This is a genomic window from Streptomyces sp. NPDC007157, assembly GCF_040634235.1.
GTDB lineage: Bacteria > Actinomycetota > Actinomycetes > Streptomycetales > Streptomycetaceae > Streptomyces.
Window position 1 is genome coordinate 152,518 of record NZ_JBEYFE010000012.1, and the last position, 17,650, is coordinate 170,167.

Consider the following 17,650-nt stretch of genomic DNA (forward strand, 5'->3'; position numbering starts at 1 on the left):
CCGCCAGTGCACCGCGGCTCCACCTGACCTGCTGATCCAAGGACCACTGCCATGACCGCCATCCCCGCCGCCCGGCCCACCGGCGCGCACCGAGGCCGCCGGGCGGCGAACCGCCGATCCGGCCTGCCGGAAGACGCCCCGCGCTGGGAGCGCCCGGCGCTCGCCGCGGTGCTGGCCGTCGCCACGCTGCTGTACTCCTGGGGCATCGGGCACGCCGCGCTCCACCCCTTCTACGGTGCGGCGATACGGTCGATGGCCGGCAGCTGGCGGTCCTTCTTCTTCGGCGGGCTCGACACCAGCGGTTCGGTCAGCATCGACAAGCTGCCCGGCGCCCTGTGGCCCGACGCCGTCTCCGTCTGGCTCTTCGGCCCGCACACCTGGGCGGCCGCTCTTCCGCAGGTCGTCGAGGGCGTGCTCACCGTATGGCTGTTGCACCGGATCGTACGGGCCTGGGCCGGGCCGTTCGCCGCGCTGATCGCCGCGCTGGCGCTCACCGTCACCCCGGTCACCGTGGTCCTCAACCGGGCCACCATCCCGGACACCGCGCTCACTCTGCTCCTGGTGGCGGCCGCCGGAGCACTGCAGAAGGCGGTGCGCACCGAGCGGCTGCTGCCGCTGATCACCTGCGGGATCTGGGTCGGGCTCGCCTTCCAGGCGAAGATGCTGCAGGCGTGGCTGGTGCTGCCGGTCTTCGCCGCGGTGTACCTGGTCGTCGCGCCCGGAACGCCGTTGAAGCGGGCTCTGCGCGTCCTGCTGGCCGGTGCGGTCGCGCTGGCGGTCTCCTGCTTCTGGGTGCTGATCGCCTGGGCGACACCGGCCGCCGACCGCCCGTACCTCGACGGAACGTCCGACAACAACCCGTTCGCCCTGGTCTTCGGCTACAACGGCCTGAGCCGCTTCAGCAGTGACTCGACCGCGTTCGGTGCCGTCGCGGGCACCGCCACCAGCCGCACCACCGGCAACACCGGCTGGGACATGCTGATCAACCAGACGGTCGGCCCCCAGGTCGCCTGGTTCCTGCCGCTCGCCGTGCTCGCCGCGGTCCTCGGCATCGTCTGGCGCGCCGGTCAGCCGCGAACCGACATGCTGCGCGCGGGATTTCTGATGTGGGGCGGCTGGCTGGCCGTGCACGCCGTGGTGTTCAGCGCCTCCAACGGCAACCACGCCTACTACATGGCCGTCATCGCCCCGGCGCTCGCCGCGCTGGCCGGCGGCGGGCTCGCGCTCTTCCGGTCGGAGTACGAGTCGGCGTACGCGCCGAAGGACGGGTCGGGGCACGAACCGGAACACGGATCGGAGTACGAGCCGGAGCAGGCATCGGACCACGGATCGGACCACGAGCCGGAGCCCTGGTCGCCGTACCTGCCGGCGTACGGTTCGCAGGGCTGGTCGCCGCACGTGTCACCGTACGAATCCGAGCACGGGTCGGCGCACGAATCGGAACCCCGGTCCGAGGGCGAATCGGGCGGCCGACGGCACCTGGCGCTGCCGGCGGCGATCGTGCTGACGGCGGCATGGGCGCTGGTGCTCGACTGGCCCACCCGATTCGTCTCCTGGCTGCTGCCGATCGCCGTGATGCTCGCGCTGTGCGGCGTGGTGGGCCTGTGGACCCGTGGCCCGCGCACCTCCTCACGGATGGTCCGCGCGGCCCTCGCCTCCGCAATCGCGGCCATCCTGGTCGCACCGGCCGGCTGGGCCGCCTCCAGCCTCGACCCGCTCTACGCGGGCGCCGCCACCGCGCCGATAGCCGGTCCGGTCGGCAACGCGTACTACGACAGCGTCCGTCAGCACCACGCTCCGCAGCGGATAGGTCTCGACAAGCCCAGCGCCCGCGACACCGCCCTGCTCGACTACCTGACCGAGCACCGCCACGGCGAGAAGTACCTGCTGGCCACCCAGGCCGCCTACGGCGCCGAGCCCCTGCTGCGTGCGAAGTCCGAACCCATCCTCGTCATGGGCGGCTTCACCGGCAACACCCCCTTCCCCACCGCCCGGCAGCTCGGCAGCCTCGTCGCCGCCCACCAGCTGCGCTACGCGCTGCTCACCAGCCAGCGCCCCACCACCGCGGTCACGACCTGGGTGAAGTCCCACTGCGCCCGTGTCCAGCCCACCGCCTACGGCCGCAGCGCCGGCGGCAGCTTCACCCTCTACGACTGCAACGCCCAGAAGTGAGCCCGACGGGGCCGCGCCCGGAGCAGCCGCTCGATCCCTGCCGACCCGGAGAGCTCGCGGGGCCCGCCTGAGCCGGACGCGGTCGGCACCGCACGTCCGTTTCTGCGGGACGCCGGGGACCAGCGCTGGTCCCCGGCCACCCGACCATGCTCGAACACATGAACCCCATGGACGAGCTCGCCTCTCAAATTCGAACAGGCGTACCATTGCCGCGTGGCTGCGACCTATGACTTTCCGAGTGACCTCCTCGCCGGTCAGGAGGAGCTGCATCAGGTCCGGGCCGAGCTGTCGGCCCTGCTGAAGCGGCTCCCCTGGTCGGTCGAGCCGCTGGACGGCTTCAGTGACGACGGCGGCTGGCGCAAGGTGGAGCGCCCCGCCTCCCCGGGCTGGACCGAGGACGAACAGGCCGAAGTGGAGAAGCTGCGCCGCCGCGAACACGAACTCGCGGTGTTCGTCAGCGGCCACCGCTTCTGGGCGGAGATAACGGCACCGGACCGCATCGACGCCCGAAGCCGCCTCAAGCACGCACACGGGGAGGGCTGAGAACGCGAGAAGACCCCGGCCGATCCGGCCGGGGTCTTCTTCGAAGTGGGCGCGGACGGTTTCGAACCGCCGACATCCTGCTTGTAAGGCAGGCGCTCTACCCCTGAGCTACGCACCCGAGACGATTCGACAGCCTACATCGTCCCGGACTCAGTCCCGCAATTCCGTTTTCCGGGTCGGGCAGGCGCAGCGATTCCATGGGCTGAGCGGCACGGATCGAGTCCGTGGTCGGAACCATCGCCTCCTGGCCGGCGAAGTGATCACGCGAACCGCGAACTGACCGACCCGTGTGTTCGCCTTTCCTGGGTGGGAGAATGTCAGCACCGCCAGCACACAGGGGCGCACCACGGCACGGGAGAGGGAGAAGTGACGGCGACATCGGCGACTTCGGCGGCATCCGAGCAGTCGTATTCGCGTCCCGTGCAGGCCCGGCGCTCCCCGCTCCGGGATGTCCTCGGCCTGATGAGCCTGCCGTTGCTGGCCGTGCTCGTGGTGCCCGGGGCGTTCGCCGGTGGCGGCACCCGGCGGTGGTTCGGGGGACGGGCCGAGAGTCAGCGGGCCGAGGCCCAGGCGGCCAGGGACGCCGCGGCCAACGCCTTCTACGAGCTGGACACCGCCCAGCGGGATCTGCGGATCTCCATAGAGACCATCTCCGCCGTCGACGACACTCCGGCCGCCCGTCGTGCCGTCTCCGACTTCGAGGCGCTGGGACGGCGGATCGACGAGGTCAGCAACCGGTACATCCAGGCCATCGACGCCTACGACCTGGACCGCGACGACCTGGAGGCCTCGGTCGCGTCGCGGGCGCGCGGGGAGATCTCCGGGGCCAAGGACGAGCTGGTCCGGGTCAAGGGGGAGCTGGACCGGTTCGGGGAGTCGCTGGGGCCGCTGCTCGGCAAGGCCGAGACGCAGCTGGCACGGCTCGCGCCCGCCGTGGAGCGGGCCCGGCAGGCGCTGCTGGCGGCCAGCAACGCGCTCGATGCCGTACGGAAGACCCAGATCAGGGCCGACGATCTGGCGGCCCGGCTGGCCGCGCTCGCGCCCGAGCTGACCAAGCTCAACCAGGGCGCCGGACAGCATGGTGTACAGACGACGCTGGAGCGGGCCGGGCGGGTGCAGCGGGAGGCCGAGGCCATCCGGGTCGAGGCCGAGCGGCTGCCGGAGAAGGCCGCCGAGATCGATCACCGGCTGGTGAGCCTGCGGACCCGCGCGCAGGCGCTGACCACCCGGGCCGGGCAGGTCGACCCGGTGCTGAGCGAGCTGCGGCGACGGTTCTCGGCGGCCTGCTGGCAGGACCTGCAGCAGGTACCCCGGCAGGCCGTGGAGAACGTCCGGCAGGCCGAGCAGAAGCTGCAGGAGGCACAGGCCGCGCGGGACGCGCAGAAGTGGGCGGACGCCACCTCGCTGCTGTCGACCGTGCGGGCGCTGCTGAACGGCACCGACGAGGCGGTGTCGGCGGCCGGCGACCGGCTGACCCGGCTGAATGCCGTACAGAAGGATCCGCGGGCGGAGATCGAGCGGACCCGGTTCGCGATCCGGGACGCGCAGCGGCTGGCGATGGCCGGGCGGACCAGCCCGGATCCGCGGCACGCGCGGCCGCTGGACGACGCGGTGGCCCGGCTGGAGCGGGCGGCCGGGTCGCTGGAGGGGCGTCATCCCGACTACTGGCACTTCCTGACGGAGACGGAAGCGGTACGGCAGTCGGTCGCGCGGGTGGTCGGGCAGATCCGGGAGGACCGGGGCACCCCTCACTGAGGCGTTTGCCGATGACCCGCACCGGGCGGATATTGGAAGGCGACCCGCATTCGAGAGCAGGAGGCGGAGATGGCCTCACACTCACACGCAGCGCACCCGGGGACACGGCGGCGGATCATGTTCGACGAGGCACTGCCCGTCGACCACCGCCTGAACAGGATCTACCGGATCGGTGCGGGCCTGATGGGCCTGTTCCTGGTGGCCTTCGGGATCCTCGGGCTCACCAACAACATCGGTTTCTTCGACACGGGCGGAAACACCGCGATCGGCCTGAACACCAACGGCGCGCTGAGCGTGCTGTCGATCTGTGTCGGGCTGCTGCTCTTCGTCGGCATGGTGATCGGCGGGAACTTCGCCTCCACGCTGAACATGGTGCTCGGCGTGCTGTTCATCCTGAACGGCTTCCTGTTCCTGGGCCTGCTCGGCACGGACTCGAACTTCCTGGCCTTCGGGATCCAGAACGTGCTGTTCAGTTTCGTGGTGGGCCTCGTGCTGATGGTGTTCGGGATGTACGGCAGGGTCAGCACGAACCTGCCGCACGACAACCCGTACTGGCGGGCCCGCCACCCCGAGGCGGAGCAGCGGGCCGGATCAGAAGCTCAGGTGCCGTAATGACTGCCGCCTGGGACGCCGGGCCGTGCATCGGGGACGGCCCGGGAAGACGAAATCCTCCCGGGCCGTCCCCGTCATGGCAGGACGGTGTCGGTGGAGCGCCGCCCGGTCAACTGCGCAGGTGACGGATCAGCTCCGCCACACCGCCCGCCACTGCGCCGCCACACAGGCACACCAGGAGCGACCGCGTCGACGGCAGTCCCCTGTCGGTGATGAAGCCCTCGATCAAAGCGCCACAGACACCTGCGAGTACGAAAAGCAGGATGCGTCCAGCGCTGGATGCCATCGTCACCTCACCAGTATCCGTAGTAGACCAGGATGAAGTAGGGCCAGGAAATGCCCCACTTGCGATGGGTGCCGTACTTGAAGATGAACACCTTCTGCCGGGGCGACCAGTGGTCGCCGATGTACGAGCTGAGGAGGCCCGCGACGGCGCCCGCGAAGAATCCGCCCACCGCTCCGGCGATGCCCCAGACCGCGCCCTGCGCGATCGCACGCTGGTCGGCCGTGTTCAGGACCAGTGCGATGTACGGCTTGTTCCGGTAGATCTTGAACAAGCCGTTCAGGTCAAGGGCGTTGACCGGATCCTGGCTCACATAATCGTAGGCGTTGGCGCTGCCTCCGAAGACCGGGTCGGTGGTGAGGAACCGTCCTGCGGTCGGTACGTAGAGGCGGGCGCCCATGAGAAGGTCCCCGGTGGGCGTCTCGCTGGAGCGCTGCTTGCCGCCCAGCCAGCCGTAACGCGAGGTGCTGGTACCGGTGAGCGGATTGCCGTACTCGTCGGCCGCCATCACCAGGACCGGGGTGGCGCTGTCGTTGACAGGCAGCACCATGTTGATGTCACCGTGCAGATTGGTGAGTTGCAGCTGGAAGTGCCCCGTCGCCGAGGAGTAGATGGCGCTGAGGTCTCCAGCCATGTCGTTGATGTTGCGCGTGTAGGCGCTCGTGCTCTCCCGAATCCAGGAGGGCGAGTCCGAGGTGCCGTCGTAGTGGTTGGTGCGGGCCGCGCTCTGGGTCCAGGTGCCGGACGTGTTGGTTTCCGACGTGTAGGACCGGATGCGGCCTGCGGGGTCCAGCTGCCAGGTGACGCGGCTGCTGCCGGAGGTCTGCTGATAGGCCAGGTCGTTGGCGTAGTACGCGGTCGTCGTCCCACTCGGTTCAGCGGTCGTGCGGCCGAGGGCGTCGTAGGTGTAGCCGCTGTCGACCAGACGGTCGGCACTGTCGTAACTGTGGCTGACCGTGGTTCCGCCGCTGGTGGGGCAGGCCGCCTTGGCAGCGCCGACGGCCGTGGTCAGGCCCGTGCGGTTGGAGTCCTTGTCGAAGGCGTAGTGCCGCGTGGTGCAGGTACTGGTCGCGCCAGTGCCGGCGCTGGTGGTGAGGACGGTCTGGCTGACGTCCGAGAGGCGCGTCGCGGCGTCGTAGGAGTACGTGTTGTTGACGCCGAGGCCTCCGGTGGTGGACTGGGCCCGGCTGACCTCCAGCCCGGTTCCGGAGTACCCCGCCTGGTCGGAGAGCAGCACGTTCCCGTTCGCGTCGGTGTAGACCCGGGAGGTGGCCTGTCCGGTCTCGTCCGTGGTGGTCTTGAGGGTGATCGACCCCGGCAGGGACTCCGTACTCAGGTTGCCGTCGGCGTCATAGGTGGCGCTGAAGGCCCCGGCGTTGGAGTCGGTCTGCGTCGTCGGCACACCGCGCGGGTCCTTGCTGGTGTCGTAGGTGTAGGTGGTGGTCGACGGCGCGGTGTCGGTGGTCTGCGTGGGGCGGTCCAGTGCGTCGTACTGGACCGCGACGGTGTTCCCGTCCGCGTCGGTCGACGACATCCCACGGCCGAGTTGGTCGTAACTCCAGGTGTTCGAGGCGCCGTCCGGCGTCGAGACCTTGGACTGCTGACCGTTGCTCGCGTTGTATGCCGTGGTCGTCGTCTGCACGGCCTGGCCGACACCGCCGGAGACCGCGACCGTGCTCTTGCGGCCCGCCGCGTCGTAGGTGGTGGTGCTGATACGGGTGACGCCGTTGGCGGTCTGGGTCACCGTGCTCGGCGAGCCGTACAGGTTGTACGTGGTCGTCGTGGTGGCCCGCTGGCTCGGGTTGGAGCCACCACCGGTGATGGCGCCGGCGGGAGCGGTCTGGCAGACCAGGTCGGCCCACTCGGGGTGGCCTCCGCAGGGACTGCTTCCGGTAGCGGTGTAGTAGGTGGTCGTGGTGGTGCCGGCGTCGGAGCCGGTAGTAGAGGACGGCTGGGAGTTGGAGGTCACCTTGCCGGCGGAGTTGTACCCCGTCGCGGTGGTGATCGCCAGGCCTGACGGGTCGACCGTGGTCCTGGTCGCCTGTCCCAGCGTCCAGTCGTAGGTGGTCCTGGTGGTGCGCGTGTCGGCGTCCGTGGCGTAGCCCGCGATGGTGCTGCCGGTGACGGCAGTGGTCACCAGGCCGGACGCGTTCGCGGAGCCGTCGGTGGGACGGCCTTCGTCGTAGGTGTTGTGGACGTGTGTCCGGGCGGCTACGACGGAGCCGGCCGCACGGGCGGCGCTGGTACCCGAGGCGGCCAACGCGTGCTCCAGAGTGACCTGGTGCAGCGGGCCGTACATGTCGGTCAGGAGCTGGCCGCTGCTGTCGCGGACGTTCACCGTGGACAGCAGGGTGGCACGCTGCGCGGTGGTCATCGCTGCCAGTCCGAGCACGTTGAGCTCGGTGTCGGTGCTCGCGGCCAGGGCGAGTTCACGGTTGGCGGCGGTGAGTTGGCGAGCGGCGTTCCCGAGAGCGTCGTAGTCGGTGGTGGTGATGTGCCCACCGGGAGTGGCGGTGTTGGACTCACGCCCGTTGACATCCAGGTAGTGGATCTCGGCGCGGGTGTAGGAGCTGGAGGTGAGGTTCCCGGATCCGGTGTTGGAGGTGGGAACCTGATCGGGGGGGAAGATCGCCGTGGCGTCGGTCGGCGCATCGGCCTGAGCCAGCGAGGCCACGTCCGAGGCGCCCATCGCGTAGGGGCCGCCCCCCGAGGTGGTGCGGGGCACGTCGTAGACGACGGTGGTGGTTGCCGTGCCGTTGGTCGACGACGCGGAGCCCGGGGTGAGGGTCGGGCGGGAGACGCTCAGCAGGCGTCCCGCGTTGGTGTCGCCGTTGGTGCCCGCGGTGCCGTAGGCGAACGTCCAGGGGAGCTGGCCCGGAGGCGTGAGTGTGGCCACCCGGCCGGCCGAGGTGTAGGTGTACGCGGTCACGAGGTTGGGCGTGATCTGCGGGTTCCACTCCTGGCGGAGGGCGCCGGTGGAGTCGTACGCGTACTGGGCGACGGTCTTGGAGGTCTCCGTACCCGTGGCCGGGTCGGTGGCCCACATGACGATCATGCTGACCTGGCCGGTGTAGTCGCCGAACGTACCGCTGGTCGTGCCCGTCGCGGTGGTTGCGGTGGCATAGCTCAGCTGCAGGACCCGGCAGCCCACTGCCGGCGTCGTCGGGGTGAGGCAGGACGCGTTGGTGTCGGAGATCGCGGACGTGGGTGCCGCCATCCGGGCCAGGCGCATCGTGGTGGTGCTGCCGCTGGTCACGGAGTCGAAGCGGTAGCGCACCGAGGTGCCGCTGCCCGGCGGGCTCGACGAGGCGACGGCCCACACACCCGCCGTGGTGGAGGACTTGGCGAAGACCGTCGTCGTTCCCGAGGTGTCGGTCAGCGTGTAGGTGTCCGCGGAGCTGCTGTAGCTGAGCGTGTACGCCTCAGCGCCGGGCTCCGGAGTCCAGGACCCGCTGCTGGTCTTGGTGAACGAGACCTGTGAGCCGGCCGAGCCGACGAGTTCCACGGCGGTGGAGGTCACCGGACGGATCTCGGTGTAGTCCGTCAGCGCCGTCGCGGAAGCGCCCGCCAGTTGCCAGCCGGGCCCGAAGGGCGCGATCTGACCGGCCGGCGGGGTCCCCTGGGGGGTGCGGGAATCGAGTGTCTGGCCGACCGACATTCCGAGGACGGAGGTTGCCGGGCCGGACAGGGTGTAGTTGCCGGTCGACAGGTTGAGCGTGCCCGGTCCGACCGGGGCGCTGGCGGTCTGAGTGGCCGCGCGGTCCAGGGTGACGGTCACCGCGGAGGTGTCGTGGCTTGCCGAAGACGTGTCCGTGAACTCGGCACGGACCTGGACCGAGCCGTCGTCGCCCAAGGTGCTGGAAACGTCCCAGACGAGCGGGGAGTTGGCACCGCTGGTGACGGCCACCGGCCAACTGCTCACCGCGTTGCCGCCGGACGTCACGTCGGCGACCGGGATGGTGGTCCAGCTGTCCGTTGCGGATCGCCGGTACTGGAACTTCACCGACTGCCACGTCGACGACGCTGCGGCGGCGGTCAGCGTGACACGCCGCGCGGTCCTGGTGCCGTCGGTGGGTGAGGTGACAGCGCCGTTGCCCGCGTTGAAGCTGTAGACCGTCGATGCGGACAGGTTGCCGGCATTGTCGCGGGTGGCGACGGTCAGGGTGTGCGGGCCGTCCGTGGACGGGGTGACGCTGACGCCCACCGCGCTACCGGTGGTCGCCACGGAGTTCTGGGCCCCGGAGTCGAGCTGCCAGACGACGCCGGAGGTGTCCGTGCCGCCGGAGGGCGGGGTGATGGTGAATGCGCCGCTCTGTCCGGCGCCCTTGCCCCAGCCGCCGGAGGGGTAGTCCGTGGAGGCGACCGTCGACGCGCCGGGCTTCGTGGTGTCGATCGTGAAGACCAGTCCGTTCGGGACGGTCTGACGCGACCACAGGGAGCCGTCGTACCCGTAGGGCCACGCGGTGTAGGTGTGACCGTTCACCAGTGTTCCGGCCGGGACGGAGGCGCTGGAGATGCCTCCCGAGGCGGTGTAGGAGCCGTTGAGGTTGGAGATGACCTTGGTGTTGGCGCCACCGGTGGTGTCGTAGACGTTCCACTGGGCCATGACGTTGCCGCCGTCGGCGTCGGTGACGGTCGACTGGAGCTGCGGAGTGGTCGTGTTGGTGAAGAGAGTCGTGGTGGAGCCGGAGACGGAGGAGACTCCGGGCGCCACGGTGGGGGCGGACGGCATCGGGTACGAGTTGTAGGTCACCGACAGGTAGGGCACGTTGGCGGAGGCGTTGGCGGAGTAGAAACGCTTCCAGCTGTTGCTGTCCGTCTCGTCGGACGCCCTCAAGCCCATGTAGGCGACGTCGTAGCCGTTGTCACCGGCGTACTGGAGGAAGGTCGAGGGGTCGATGGAGACCCAGCCCTCCGCGCTGGAGGTGGTGCAGTCGCTGGAGTAGCCCTTGGTCTGGGAGGTCGTGGCGTACTTCGACTTCCAGACCGGCTGGTTCGACCAGACCGTGTCCGTGGAGGACTCTCCGGACTCCCACAGTTCCCACGGCGACTGGACGCAGCCACCGGCCCAGTACTCGTACAGGTTCAGCGACGAGGACAGGATCTGCGTGTTGTCGAGCTGGAGGACCGGGAACTCCAGGAACGAGCGGGCGACGTCCGTGCCGCTGTCGTAGGTGCCCAGCTTCAGGTCGGTGGAGGTGTACTCGGCGGTCGTGTCGGTGTTCTCCACGAACGTGTCCAGCAGGGGAGAAAGGCTCGTGGAGGGGTCGACCGTGACCGGGTACTGCGTGTTGGGGTCGGCCAGGAACCTCGCGTCCGGGGTCAGGGTGAGATTCACCGTGTCACCGGACTGGGACATGGTCATCTTCACCCGGGCACGGTGCGGGTGCTCCAGGGACTTGGCGTCGACCTGCGCGTCCCACATCACGGGCGCCGGTATGGTGCCGACGACCTTGCGGTGGGCGTCGGTGAAGGTGATCGAGCCGTTCTTGCGCTGCTTGGCCGTCAGTCCCTTCGCGGAGACGGGAACGGTCACCCTGTAACCGGCCTTGGGGCGCGACTTGAGGATCACGTTCTCCTCGAAGCCGGTCCGCGTCGCCTGCACGGTCACGTCCGCGCCCGGTGTGACGTTCGCGTAGGTGGCGGTGGTACCCTTGATCGACGGCTTGGGAAGCGTACCCTTCCAGCCAACCGCGACCCGATGCTTGCCCGAACCCATGCCGGCGAGCACGGCGTTCTTGCCACCGGGCGCGAGAACCAGACCATTCGACTGGGCCTTGGGCGCGACAGAGCCACCGGCAGTCATGTGGAGGGTCGTATCGACGTCGACCCATTGCCCGGCTCGCTTGAAGCGGATCGGCGCGGCATACGACCGGGTGGTCAGTGAGCCGTTCGGATTGGCCCAAGTCGTGGTCTTGGCCGTGAGTTGGTCGAGGATCTCGACCTTGCGTTTGCGCAGTCGGGCCGTCGCGAGTGCCGACGCCGCGTCAGGAGCCGAGAGCGGCCCGCTGGAGGTGGCGTGGTGCTTCGCCGCCGAGGTGGTGCGCGCCTCGTGAGCGGGGGTGGCGAAGGCTTGTCCAGTGGTCGAGAGTGTTACGGCCGCTTCGGCGACAAGCAACAGCGCCAGTGCCGTTGCCGTTGTCACCTGTCGAGGTGAGACGGACAGGGATAAGCCGTTCGGTCTTTTTCGGGAACGGCTTGTGCGACTGGTCCTCACGGGACTCCTCTGGTATGTCCGGGCGCAAGCGGCGCCCAAGATCACACAAGAGATACAGGCCGTGGATCTTCACAGTCCAGCCGCATTTCACAAAAATGATCGTCAAGCTTACTGGTGCGTTCCCGTCGGATCATGTTCGGACAAGAGCGTTCTCGTGAAGCTGTGGTGAGGATGCGTCAGGAAATGGTGTGGTCTGTGTGCCCTCGCGCCACGACCCGATCACTTCGGCCTGGATCCCGTCGCTCCCGTTAGCCTGTCCTCATGCCCCGCTACGAGTACCGCTGCCGCGCCTGCGGCGACACCTTCGAACTGTCCCGCCCGATGGCCGAGTCGTCCGCCCCGGCGGCATGCCCCGAAGGGCATGAAGACACGGTGAAGCTCTTGTCGACGGTGGCGGTGGGAGGCACGGCGTCCGCGCCCGCCGCCGGCTCCACCGGGGGTTCCGGAGGAGGCTGTTGCGGCGGCGGCTGCTGCGGTTAGCCCTCCGTACGGACCGTCTTCAGGAATTCCCGCAGGATTCGTTCTCCGGCGAGCACTCCGCGCTCCGGCAACGCGACCACGGCCGGCCCGGCCCACCCGGCGTCGGCCAACTCGCCGTGCCCCGGCCGCCAGCCACGGTCCGCGGCCAGCAGCAGGTCGGCGTCGAGCAGCGAGTCCCCGGCGGCCAGCGTCAGCCCGGCCCCGGTCCGCCGCGCGACCTCCCGCATCGCCGCGCTCTTCGTCAGCGGCCTCGGCACGGCGTAGATCTTCCGGCCCTGCAACGACACCGTCCAGCCGCGGTTCTCCGCCCACACCGCGAGGCTCTTCACCCACTCCTCGGGCAGCAGCTCCCGCTCCACCACCAGGTAGGCGAACAGGTCCTCGGCGACCCGGAGCTTGCGCAGCCACACCGGGTCGGCGTGCTCGGTCAGATACGCCTCCACCTCGTCCAGCGGCGCGCACTCGTCGGCCAGCCGCGCCAGCACCTGCCCGTGCCAGTCCCCGTCGGACACCCCGTCCACCAGCAGATGCCCGCCGTTGGCACAGATGGCGTAGCGCGGCGCGGGCCCCGGCAGGTTGATCCGCTCGTACTGCTTGCGGGTCCGGGTGGTCGTCGGCACGAACACGGCCGCGTCCCCGAGCTCGGTCAGCAACTGCGCGGACGTCTCGGTCAGGTACGACAGCGGCCTGCTCTCGTGCACCTCGACACAGAGCAGCCGGGGCGCCCGCGCGTCCGGCATGGTCAGCGCCAGCGCACCCGCCGAGTAGATGAGCGTACGGTCGAGGTCGCTCGCCACCAGCACCGCCATCAGACGTTCACCGCCCTGCCGTCGGCGCCGGTCGCCCCGCGCGTGTACTGGGGATGGATCAACCCGACACAGGTGTACGGCAGTTCACCGACCTCCTCGACCGGCACACCGCGCTGCTCGGCCAGCAGCCGTACGTGGTCGAGGTCGGCGCCCGCCCCGGCCCGCGCCAGGATCTTCCAGGGCACCCGGCGCAGCAGCACCCGGGTGGTCTCCCCCACGCCCGGCTTGACGAGGTTCACGTCGTGGATGCCGTACTCCTCGCTGATCCGCTCGACGGCGGCCCAGCCCTCCCAGGTCGGCGTGCGGTCGGCGACGGCCAGCTCCTTCACGGCCGCGTCCACCGCGTCCACGACCTCCCCGAACCGGTCGGCGACCGCGTCCAGGAAGGCCACCGACACATCGGCCCCGGCCAGTTCGCGGTAGAACTTCGCGCCGTGGAAGTCGTCAGGACCCACCAGGTCGGCCCGCAGCACGGTCCGCGAGATCAGCCCGGAGACGGTCGAGTTGAGACAGGCGGAGGGGATCAGGAAGTCCTCCCGGGTGCCGTACGTCCGCACGCACGACCCGGGGTCCGCGAGCACCGCGATCTCCGGGTCGAACCCGGAGACGCCCTCCCGCTCCTCGAACTCCTCGACCGCGTCGGCGAGTTCCCGGGTGATCGCGCCCTTCCCGGTCCAGCCGTCCACGAAGACCACGTCCCGCGGGTCGTGGTGCGCGGCCAGCCAGCGCAGCGCGTTCGCGTCGATACCGCGGCCGCGCACGATCGACACGGCGTAGTGCGGCAGCTCGACGCCGTACCGGAACCGCGCCCAGCGGCGCATCAGCACGCCCACCGGGGTCCCGGCGCGGGCCAGCGAGACCAGCACCGGCCGGGCCGCCCGTTCGGCCAGCACGGTCTCCGTCACGACTCCGACCGCCTGCGCGATCCGGGCGGCCGAGGTCTCCAGGGCCGCGTGGAAGAGCGCCTGGTACCGCTCGCTCGGCTGGTACTCCACCGGCAGCGACTCCGCGTAGTGCGCGCCGCCGCTCTGGATCGCCTCCTCGCGCTCCTCGGTCGGCGCCTCCAGGGTGACGTCCGAGAGGTCCTGGAGCAGCCAGCCGACGTCCTCCGGCGGGTACGAGGAGAAGGCGGGGCCGCGGAGGGGCTCGGGCAGCATGGCGGGGCTCTCTTCGGTCAGCGCGGGGACGTACGACGGTACAACCGCGAGCAGGACATGCGGGGCATGCGCGCCGAGCCGGGCCAACAGGCCGTCCGGGGCGTGGAGTTCCGGGGTGTCGCCGGCCGAGTCGACGAAGACGACCACCGCGTCGAAGCCGGCGCCGGCCACGTTGTACGCGTAGCGCTCGCCGGGGCCGTCGGCGGGGTTGTCGTGGGCCGGGAAGACGAGCCGGCTGCGGATGGCGTAACCGGGGTCGTCGACGGCCAGCACGGGTGAGCGGGTGGTGGTGGAGTACCGCACCTCGGCGGCGACGAGGGGCTCCAGCTCACGGGCGACTCTGAGGGGGGCGTACATCAGCTCCTCGAAGCCGAGCGTGAGCACGCGGCGGGCGTCGGGGGGCAGCGCCTCGGCGAGGCGGGCGGCCATGGCGGGGAGGGCCGTCTCAAGGCGTATTCGGTGGGCCGGGGTGAAGCCGTGCCGCCCGCCGTCGGGGAGGCCGTGCGGCCAGTGCAGGTCGATGGTGGTGACGTGGGGGGTGGTGCGGTCGTCGGCCGCCTGCGGGCCGGCGGGGGCCGTTCGCGCCCGCTCGGCGGTAGCCGCAGATTCGACACAGCCCCGCGCCCCTAGGGGGTCACGGGCAGCGCCGGTAAGGGGCGCGGGGAACTGCGCGACAAGCCCCGACGGCGCCGCACCCGGCCCACCAGCGGCCGCGGCACTCTCCTCGTACTTCGCCACCAGCGCCTGCCCCTTTTCCAGGACACCCTCGGGCAGCTTCACGGTGCCGGATGCGCCGGCCACCAGGTCCACCCTCGCGCCGATCTCACCGGCGAGATCCGCGAGGCGCCCCGCATCCTCCGGTGACCGCATATCCACCAGAGCCACCACGACGTAACGTTTCCGCGGATAACGGGCGTGCAGGTCCCTGATCGTGTTCAGGACCGTGTTACCCGTGGAGAACTCGTCGTCGACCAGAACGAGAGGACCCTCGCCGGCCAGCAGCTCCGGGTCCTCCGGCAGCAGCAGGTGCGAGGTCGCGTGGGAGTGGGACTCCTCGAAACCGCCGGCCGGGGTGACGCCCGGGACCGGCCGCCGCGTGGAGTGCAGGTACGGGGCGAGGCCGATACCGTCGGCCACCGAATGCCCCAGGCCCGTGGCCGTCTCGGCGTAGCCCACCACCACCGCCCGGGCCGCCTCCTCGTCACCGAGGAGCTCGCGTACCCGTCGGCCCAGACCGAACCCGTGGCCGTACACCACCGCCGGCGACTGCGGCACGTGCTTGCCGAGCACGTTGGAGACCAGCAGGTGGGCCCGCTTCGGGTTGCGGCGCAGGGCGAGTCCGAGGAGGGCCCGCAGGCCGTCGTCGCCCACGAGTTCGACGCCGAGCCGCTCGGCGACCCAGCTACCGGACCAGTCCTCGTTGTTCACTGCGATGTTCATGCGCTTCCTGTGTCGTCCCCTGGGCCCGTCAGCCGGGGATTCCGGCGGCGAGGAGTTCCACGAAGCCGACGTCCTCGTTGGCCACGCCGAACACCTCGGCCCGCAGCATGGTCCGCTCGGCCCAGGCGCGGTGCGGCTTCACCTCGTTCATCTTGTTCGTGTACGCCGAGCGAAGTACACCCCCGCCGCCCCGTTCCGGCCGCAGGATGTCCTGGGCGTCGCAGAACTCCTCGTGACTGACGACCGACAGCGCGTGCACGGGGATGACGTGCGAGGGATGGATGCAGGTCTTGCCGAGCAGCCCGTTGGCCTGGTCCAGGGAGATCTCTCTCAGCAGGCCGTCCATGGCGTGCTCGATGAGCCGGTTGCGCAGTTCCACGGCCTGCTCCTCAAGGAAGGGACTGGTCCGCAGCATCGGCTTGAACATGCGCTCGGGCACCCGGAAGTACTCCCAGACCGGTCCGGTCACCGTGAACCCGGTGCCGTCGGCCCGTCCCAGCATGTTCACCACGTCGCCGATGACGGAGGCGACGATCTGCACGTCGTAGGCGGTCATGTCGGGTGCCCGCCGCAGCCCGTACGACGAGCAGAAGTCGGTCACACCGAGGCGTAGCGCCAGCACCTTGTCACGGTACTTGTCGACGGCGCGGGCGATGCCCTCCAGGGCGTCCACACGCGTCTCGCGGTACATCAGTTCGGGTGTCTCCAGGACGGGCATCCCGAACAGCCGGCGGCCGCTGCGCGCCTCGGCGCCGTCCAGGGCCTGCAGGAAGGGGATGCCGCGCTCCTCGGTGAACTTCGGGAACACGAAACCGGACAGCAGCGACACGCTGTCACCGAGCCGTCGTACGAGATCGGGGATCTGCTCGGGCTCGCGGACCCGGATGAAGAGCAGCGGCGGCTCCACGCCCTCCCGGACCCGGGCGGCCAGGTCGGCGAACTGCCGGACGAGGTTCTCCTCGCCCGCCACCACGTCCTCGTCGCCGATGGAGTCCTCCAGGCACAGCACCATCGAGACCACGCCGAGTCCCGCCTGCTTGACGATGTCGTCGGCGAGCCGCTCCCGGGTGGCCGGGCTGTACAGCGTGGCGCCCAGGGCCGCGGAGAGCAGCCGGGCCGGGGAGTCGGCGGTGAACTCGCACGGCTCCTGATGGAAGAGGCGCTGGCGCACCTCAGGTGCGATGTGCCCGAAATGACGCATAGAACTCCCCCGTGGCGTGGGCCTAGCCTGTGGAATGGGTAAAGGGTGGCCGGTAATAGTACGTACAAAGCCATGTCGAGGGTTCCCGCCGGGCATGAATTCCAGGTAACCCGCCTGTGTCGGTCGGGGAGCCCCCCGCGTTGTCGTGACCAGGACCGAGAGGGCAGGATGACCGCATGACGCACGCGATGCTGAAGGGGTCGAACGTCCCGCTGGAAGCCACCACGGTCCGGGCCGTGCTGCGCTGGACACCCGGGCAGGGAGTTCCGGACGTGGATGCCTCGGCGCTGCTCCTCGGCCCCGACGGACGTGTGCGCTCCGACGAGGACTTCGTCTTCTACAACCAGCCCCGGCACCCGTCCGGAAAAGTCTGGCGGCTCGGCAAGAAACGGGTGGCCGAAGGCCTCACCGACACGATCCAGACAGATCTCCCCGGTGTCGAGCCCAATGTCGGCCGAATCCTTCTGGTCGCGTCGGCGGACGACATCCCCTTCGAACACGTACCCGCCCTGCGCATCCTGCTGTACGACGCCTCGGCTCCCGACGCCGAGCCGCTGGCCCATTTCGACATCAAGCCGGAGACCGGCGCCGAGACGGCCCTGATCTGCGGCGAGCTGTACCGCAGGGGCGAGGGCTGGAAGTTCCGCGCGCTCGGCGAGGGCTACAGCAACGGCCTCAAGGGCCTGGCGACCGACTTCGGCATCTCGGTGGACGAGTCGGAGACGCTGGACGAGCCCCAGGCCTCCCAGCCGCTGCCGCCCGAGCAGCCGACCTCGGTCCCGACCCAGCCGGCGTACGGCTACCCGCAGCCGACCTCACCCACCCCGCAGCCGGCCTACGGCTACCCCCAGCAGCAGCCCCAGTCGGGCTACGGGTACCCCCCACCGGCCCCGATCCCGGTGGCGACGGTCCCGAACGCGGACTTCCGGCTGCCTCCGCAGGGCCCGCAGTTCATCGGGCGGTGACGGGAGCTGCCCAGGG

Annotated in this window: 11 protein-coding genes and 1 tRNA gene; 6 read left to right on the forward strand and 6 right to left on the reverse strand. The window is 70.1% G+C overall.

Going from position 1 to position 17,650, the window contains the following annotated elements:
- Nucleotides 1-51: 51 nt before the first annotated feature.
- Both ABZ642_RS22850 and ABZ642_RS22855 read left to right on the forward strand, forming a co-directional pair.
- Nucleotides 52-2,172 (forward strand): glycosyltransferase family 39 protein, encoded by a 2,121-nt coding sequence (locus ABZ642_RS22850; protein WP_360486978.1) that lies wholly within the window; start codon nucleotides 52-54, stop codon nucleotides 2,170-2,172.
- A gap of 213 nt (nucleotides 2,173-2,385) precedes the next feature.
- Nucleotides 2,386-2,715 carry a hypothetical protein gene (locus tag ABZ642_RS22855; protein WP_360486981.1) on the forward strand — a complete coding sequence of 110 codons (330 nt, stop codon included), beginning with the start codon at nucleotides 2,386-2,388 and terminating at the stop codon, nucleotides 2,713-2,715.
- A 46-nt stretch (nucleotides 2,716-2,761) separates the two neighbouring features.
- Here ABZ642_RS22855 and ABZ642_RS22860 read toward each other — a convergent pair.
- A tRNA-Val gene (locus ABZ642_RS22860) sits at nucleotides 2,762-2,833 on the reverse strand.
- A 344-nt stretch (nucleotides 2,834-3,177) separates the two neighbouring features.
- Here ABZ642_RS22860 and ABZ642_RS22865 point away from each other — a divergent pair.
- Together ABZ642_RS22865 and ABZ642_RS22870 are read left to right on the forward strand one after the other, a co-directional pair.
- Complete coding sequence (locus ABZ642_RS22865; protein WP_360487327.1) at nucleotides 3,178-4,470, forward strand: hypothetical protein; 1,293 nt, start codon at nucleotides 3,178-3,180, stop codon at nucleotides 4,468-4,470.
- 69 nt (nucleotides 4,471-4,539) lie between these two features.
- Nucleotides 4,540-5,082: a DUF4383 domain-containing protein gene (locus ABZ642_RS22870; protein WP_360486984.1), complete on the forward strand. Its 543-nt coding sequence runs from the start codon at nucleotides 4,540-4,542 to the stop codon at nucleotides 5,080-5,082.
- A 109-nt stretch (nucleotides 5,083-5,191) separates the two neighbouring features.
- On the opposite strand, the gene ABZ642_RS22875 is transcribed toward ABZ642_RS22870, so the two are convergent.
- Both ABZ642_RS22875 and ABZ642_RS22880 read right to left on the reverse strand, forming a co-directional pair.
- On the reverse strand, nucleotides 5,192-5,374 hold the full coding sequence (locus tag ABZ642_RS22875; protein ID WP_360486987.1) for a hypothetical protein: 183 nt from the start codon (nucleotides 5,372-5,374) through the stop codon (nucleotides 5,192-5,194).
- Between the two features lies 1 nt (nucleotide 5,375).
- A complete protein-coding gene (locus tag ABZ642_RS22880) occupies nucleotides 5,376-11,510 on the reverse strand; it encodes a DNRLRE domain-containing protein (protein WP_360486990.1) in 6,135 nt (2,044 codons plus the stop codon).
- 333 nt (nucleotides 11,511-11,843) lie between these two features.
- On the opposite strand from ABZ642_RS22880, the gene ABZ642_RS22885 reads away from it, so the two are divergent.
- Nucleotides 11,844-12,062, forward strand: coding sequence for a zinc ribbon domain-containing protein (locus ABZ642_RS22885; RefSeq protein WP_360486993.1), 219 nt, complete (start codon nucleotides 11,844-11,846; stop codon nucleotides 12,060-12,062).
- Here ABZ642_RS22885 and ABZ642_RS22890 read toward each other — a convergent pair.
- The 3 genes from ABZ642_RS22890 to ABZ642_RS22900 are packed head-to-tail and all read right to left on the reverse strand — an operon-like array spanning nucleotide 12,059 to nucleotide 16,669.
- A complete protein-coding gene (locus ABZ642_RS22890) occupies nucleotides 12,059-12,871 on the reverse strand; it encodes an HAD family hydrolase (protein ID WP_360486996.1) in 813 nt (270 codons plus the stop codon). The genes ABZ642_RS22885 and ABZ642_RS22890 overlap by 4 nt on opposite strands.
- On the reverse strand, nucleotides 12,871-15,468 hold the full coding sequence (locus tag ABZ642_RS22895) for a phosphoribosyltransferase (protein ID WP_360486999.1): 2,598 nt from the start codon (nucleotides 15,466-15,468) through the stop codon (nucleotides 12,871-12,873). The genes ABZ642_RS22890 and ABZ642_RS22895 overlap by 1 nt, the downstream gene beginning before the upstream one ends.
- A gap of 28 nt (nucleotides 15,469-15,496) precedes the next feature.
- Nucleotides 15,497-16,669: an HpcH/HpaI aldolase/citrate lyase family protein gene (locus tag ABZ642_RS22900; RefSeq protein WP_360487002.1), complete on the reverse strand. Its 1,173-nt coding sequence runs from the start codon at nucleotides 16,667-16,669 to the stop codon at nucleotides 15,497-15,499.
- Nucleotides 16,670-16,845: 176 nt separating this feature from the next.
- Here ABZ642_RS22900 and ABZ642_RS22905 point away from each other — a divergent pair, with 176 nt between their 5' ends.
- Nucleotides 16,846-17,634: a TerD family protein gene (locus ABZ642_RS22905; protein ID WP_360487005.1), complete on the forward strand. Its 789-nt coding sequence runs from the start codon at nucleotides 16,846-16,848 to the stop codon at nucleotides 17,632-17,634.
- Nucleotides 17,635-17,650: the final 16 nt, after the last annotated feature.

Excerpts from the sequence above, each read along its gene's own strand:
- ABZ642_RS22865 (WP_360487327.1), top strand. The coding sequence starts at position 3,178 with ATGAGCCTGCCGTTGCTGGCCGTGCTCGTGGTGCCCGGGGCGTTCGCC.
- ABZ642_RS22890 (WP_360486996.1), bottom strand. The coding sequence starts at position 12,871 with ATGGCGGTGCTGGTGGCGAGCGACCTCGACCGTACGCTCATCTACTCG.
- ABZ642_RS22895 (WP_360486999.1), bottom strand. The coding sequence starts at position 15,468 with ATGAACATCGCAGTGAACAACGAGGACTGGTCCGGTAGCTGGGTCGCC.
- ABZ642_RS22900 (WP_360487002.1), bottom strand. The coding sequence starts at position 16,669 with ATGCGTCATTTCGGGCACATCGCACCTGAGGTGCGCCAGCGCCTCTTC.
- ABZ642_RS22885 (WP_360486993.1), top strand. The coding sequence starts at position 11,844 with ATGCCCCGCTACGAGTACCGCTGCCGCGCCTGCGGCGACACCTTCGAA.
- ABZ642_RS22870 (WP_360486984.1), top strand. The coding sequence starts at position 4,540 with ATGGCCTCACACTCACACGCAGCGCACCCGGGGACACGGCGGCGGATC.
- ABZ642_RS22905 (WP_360487005.1), top strand. The coding sequence starts at position 16,846 with ATGACGCACGCGATGCTGAAGGGGTCGAACGTCCCGCTGGAAGCCACC.
- ABZ642_RS22850 (WP_360486978.1), top strand. The coding sequence starts at position 52 with ATGACCGCCATCCCCGCCGCCCGGCCCACCGGCGCGCACCGAGGCCGC.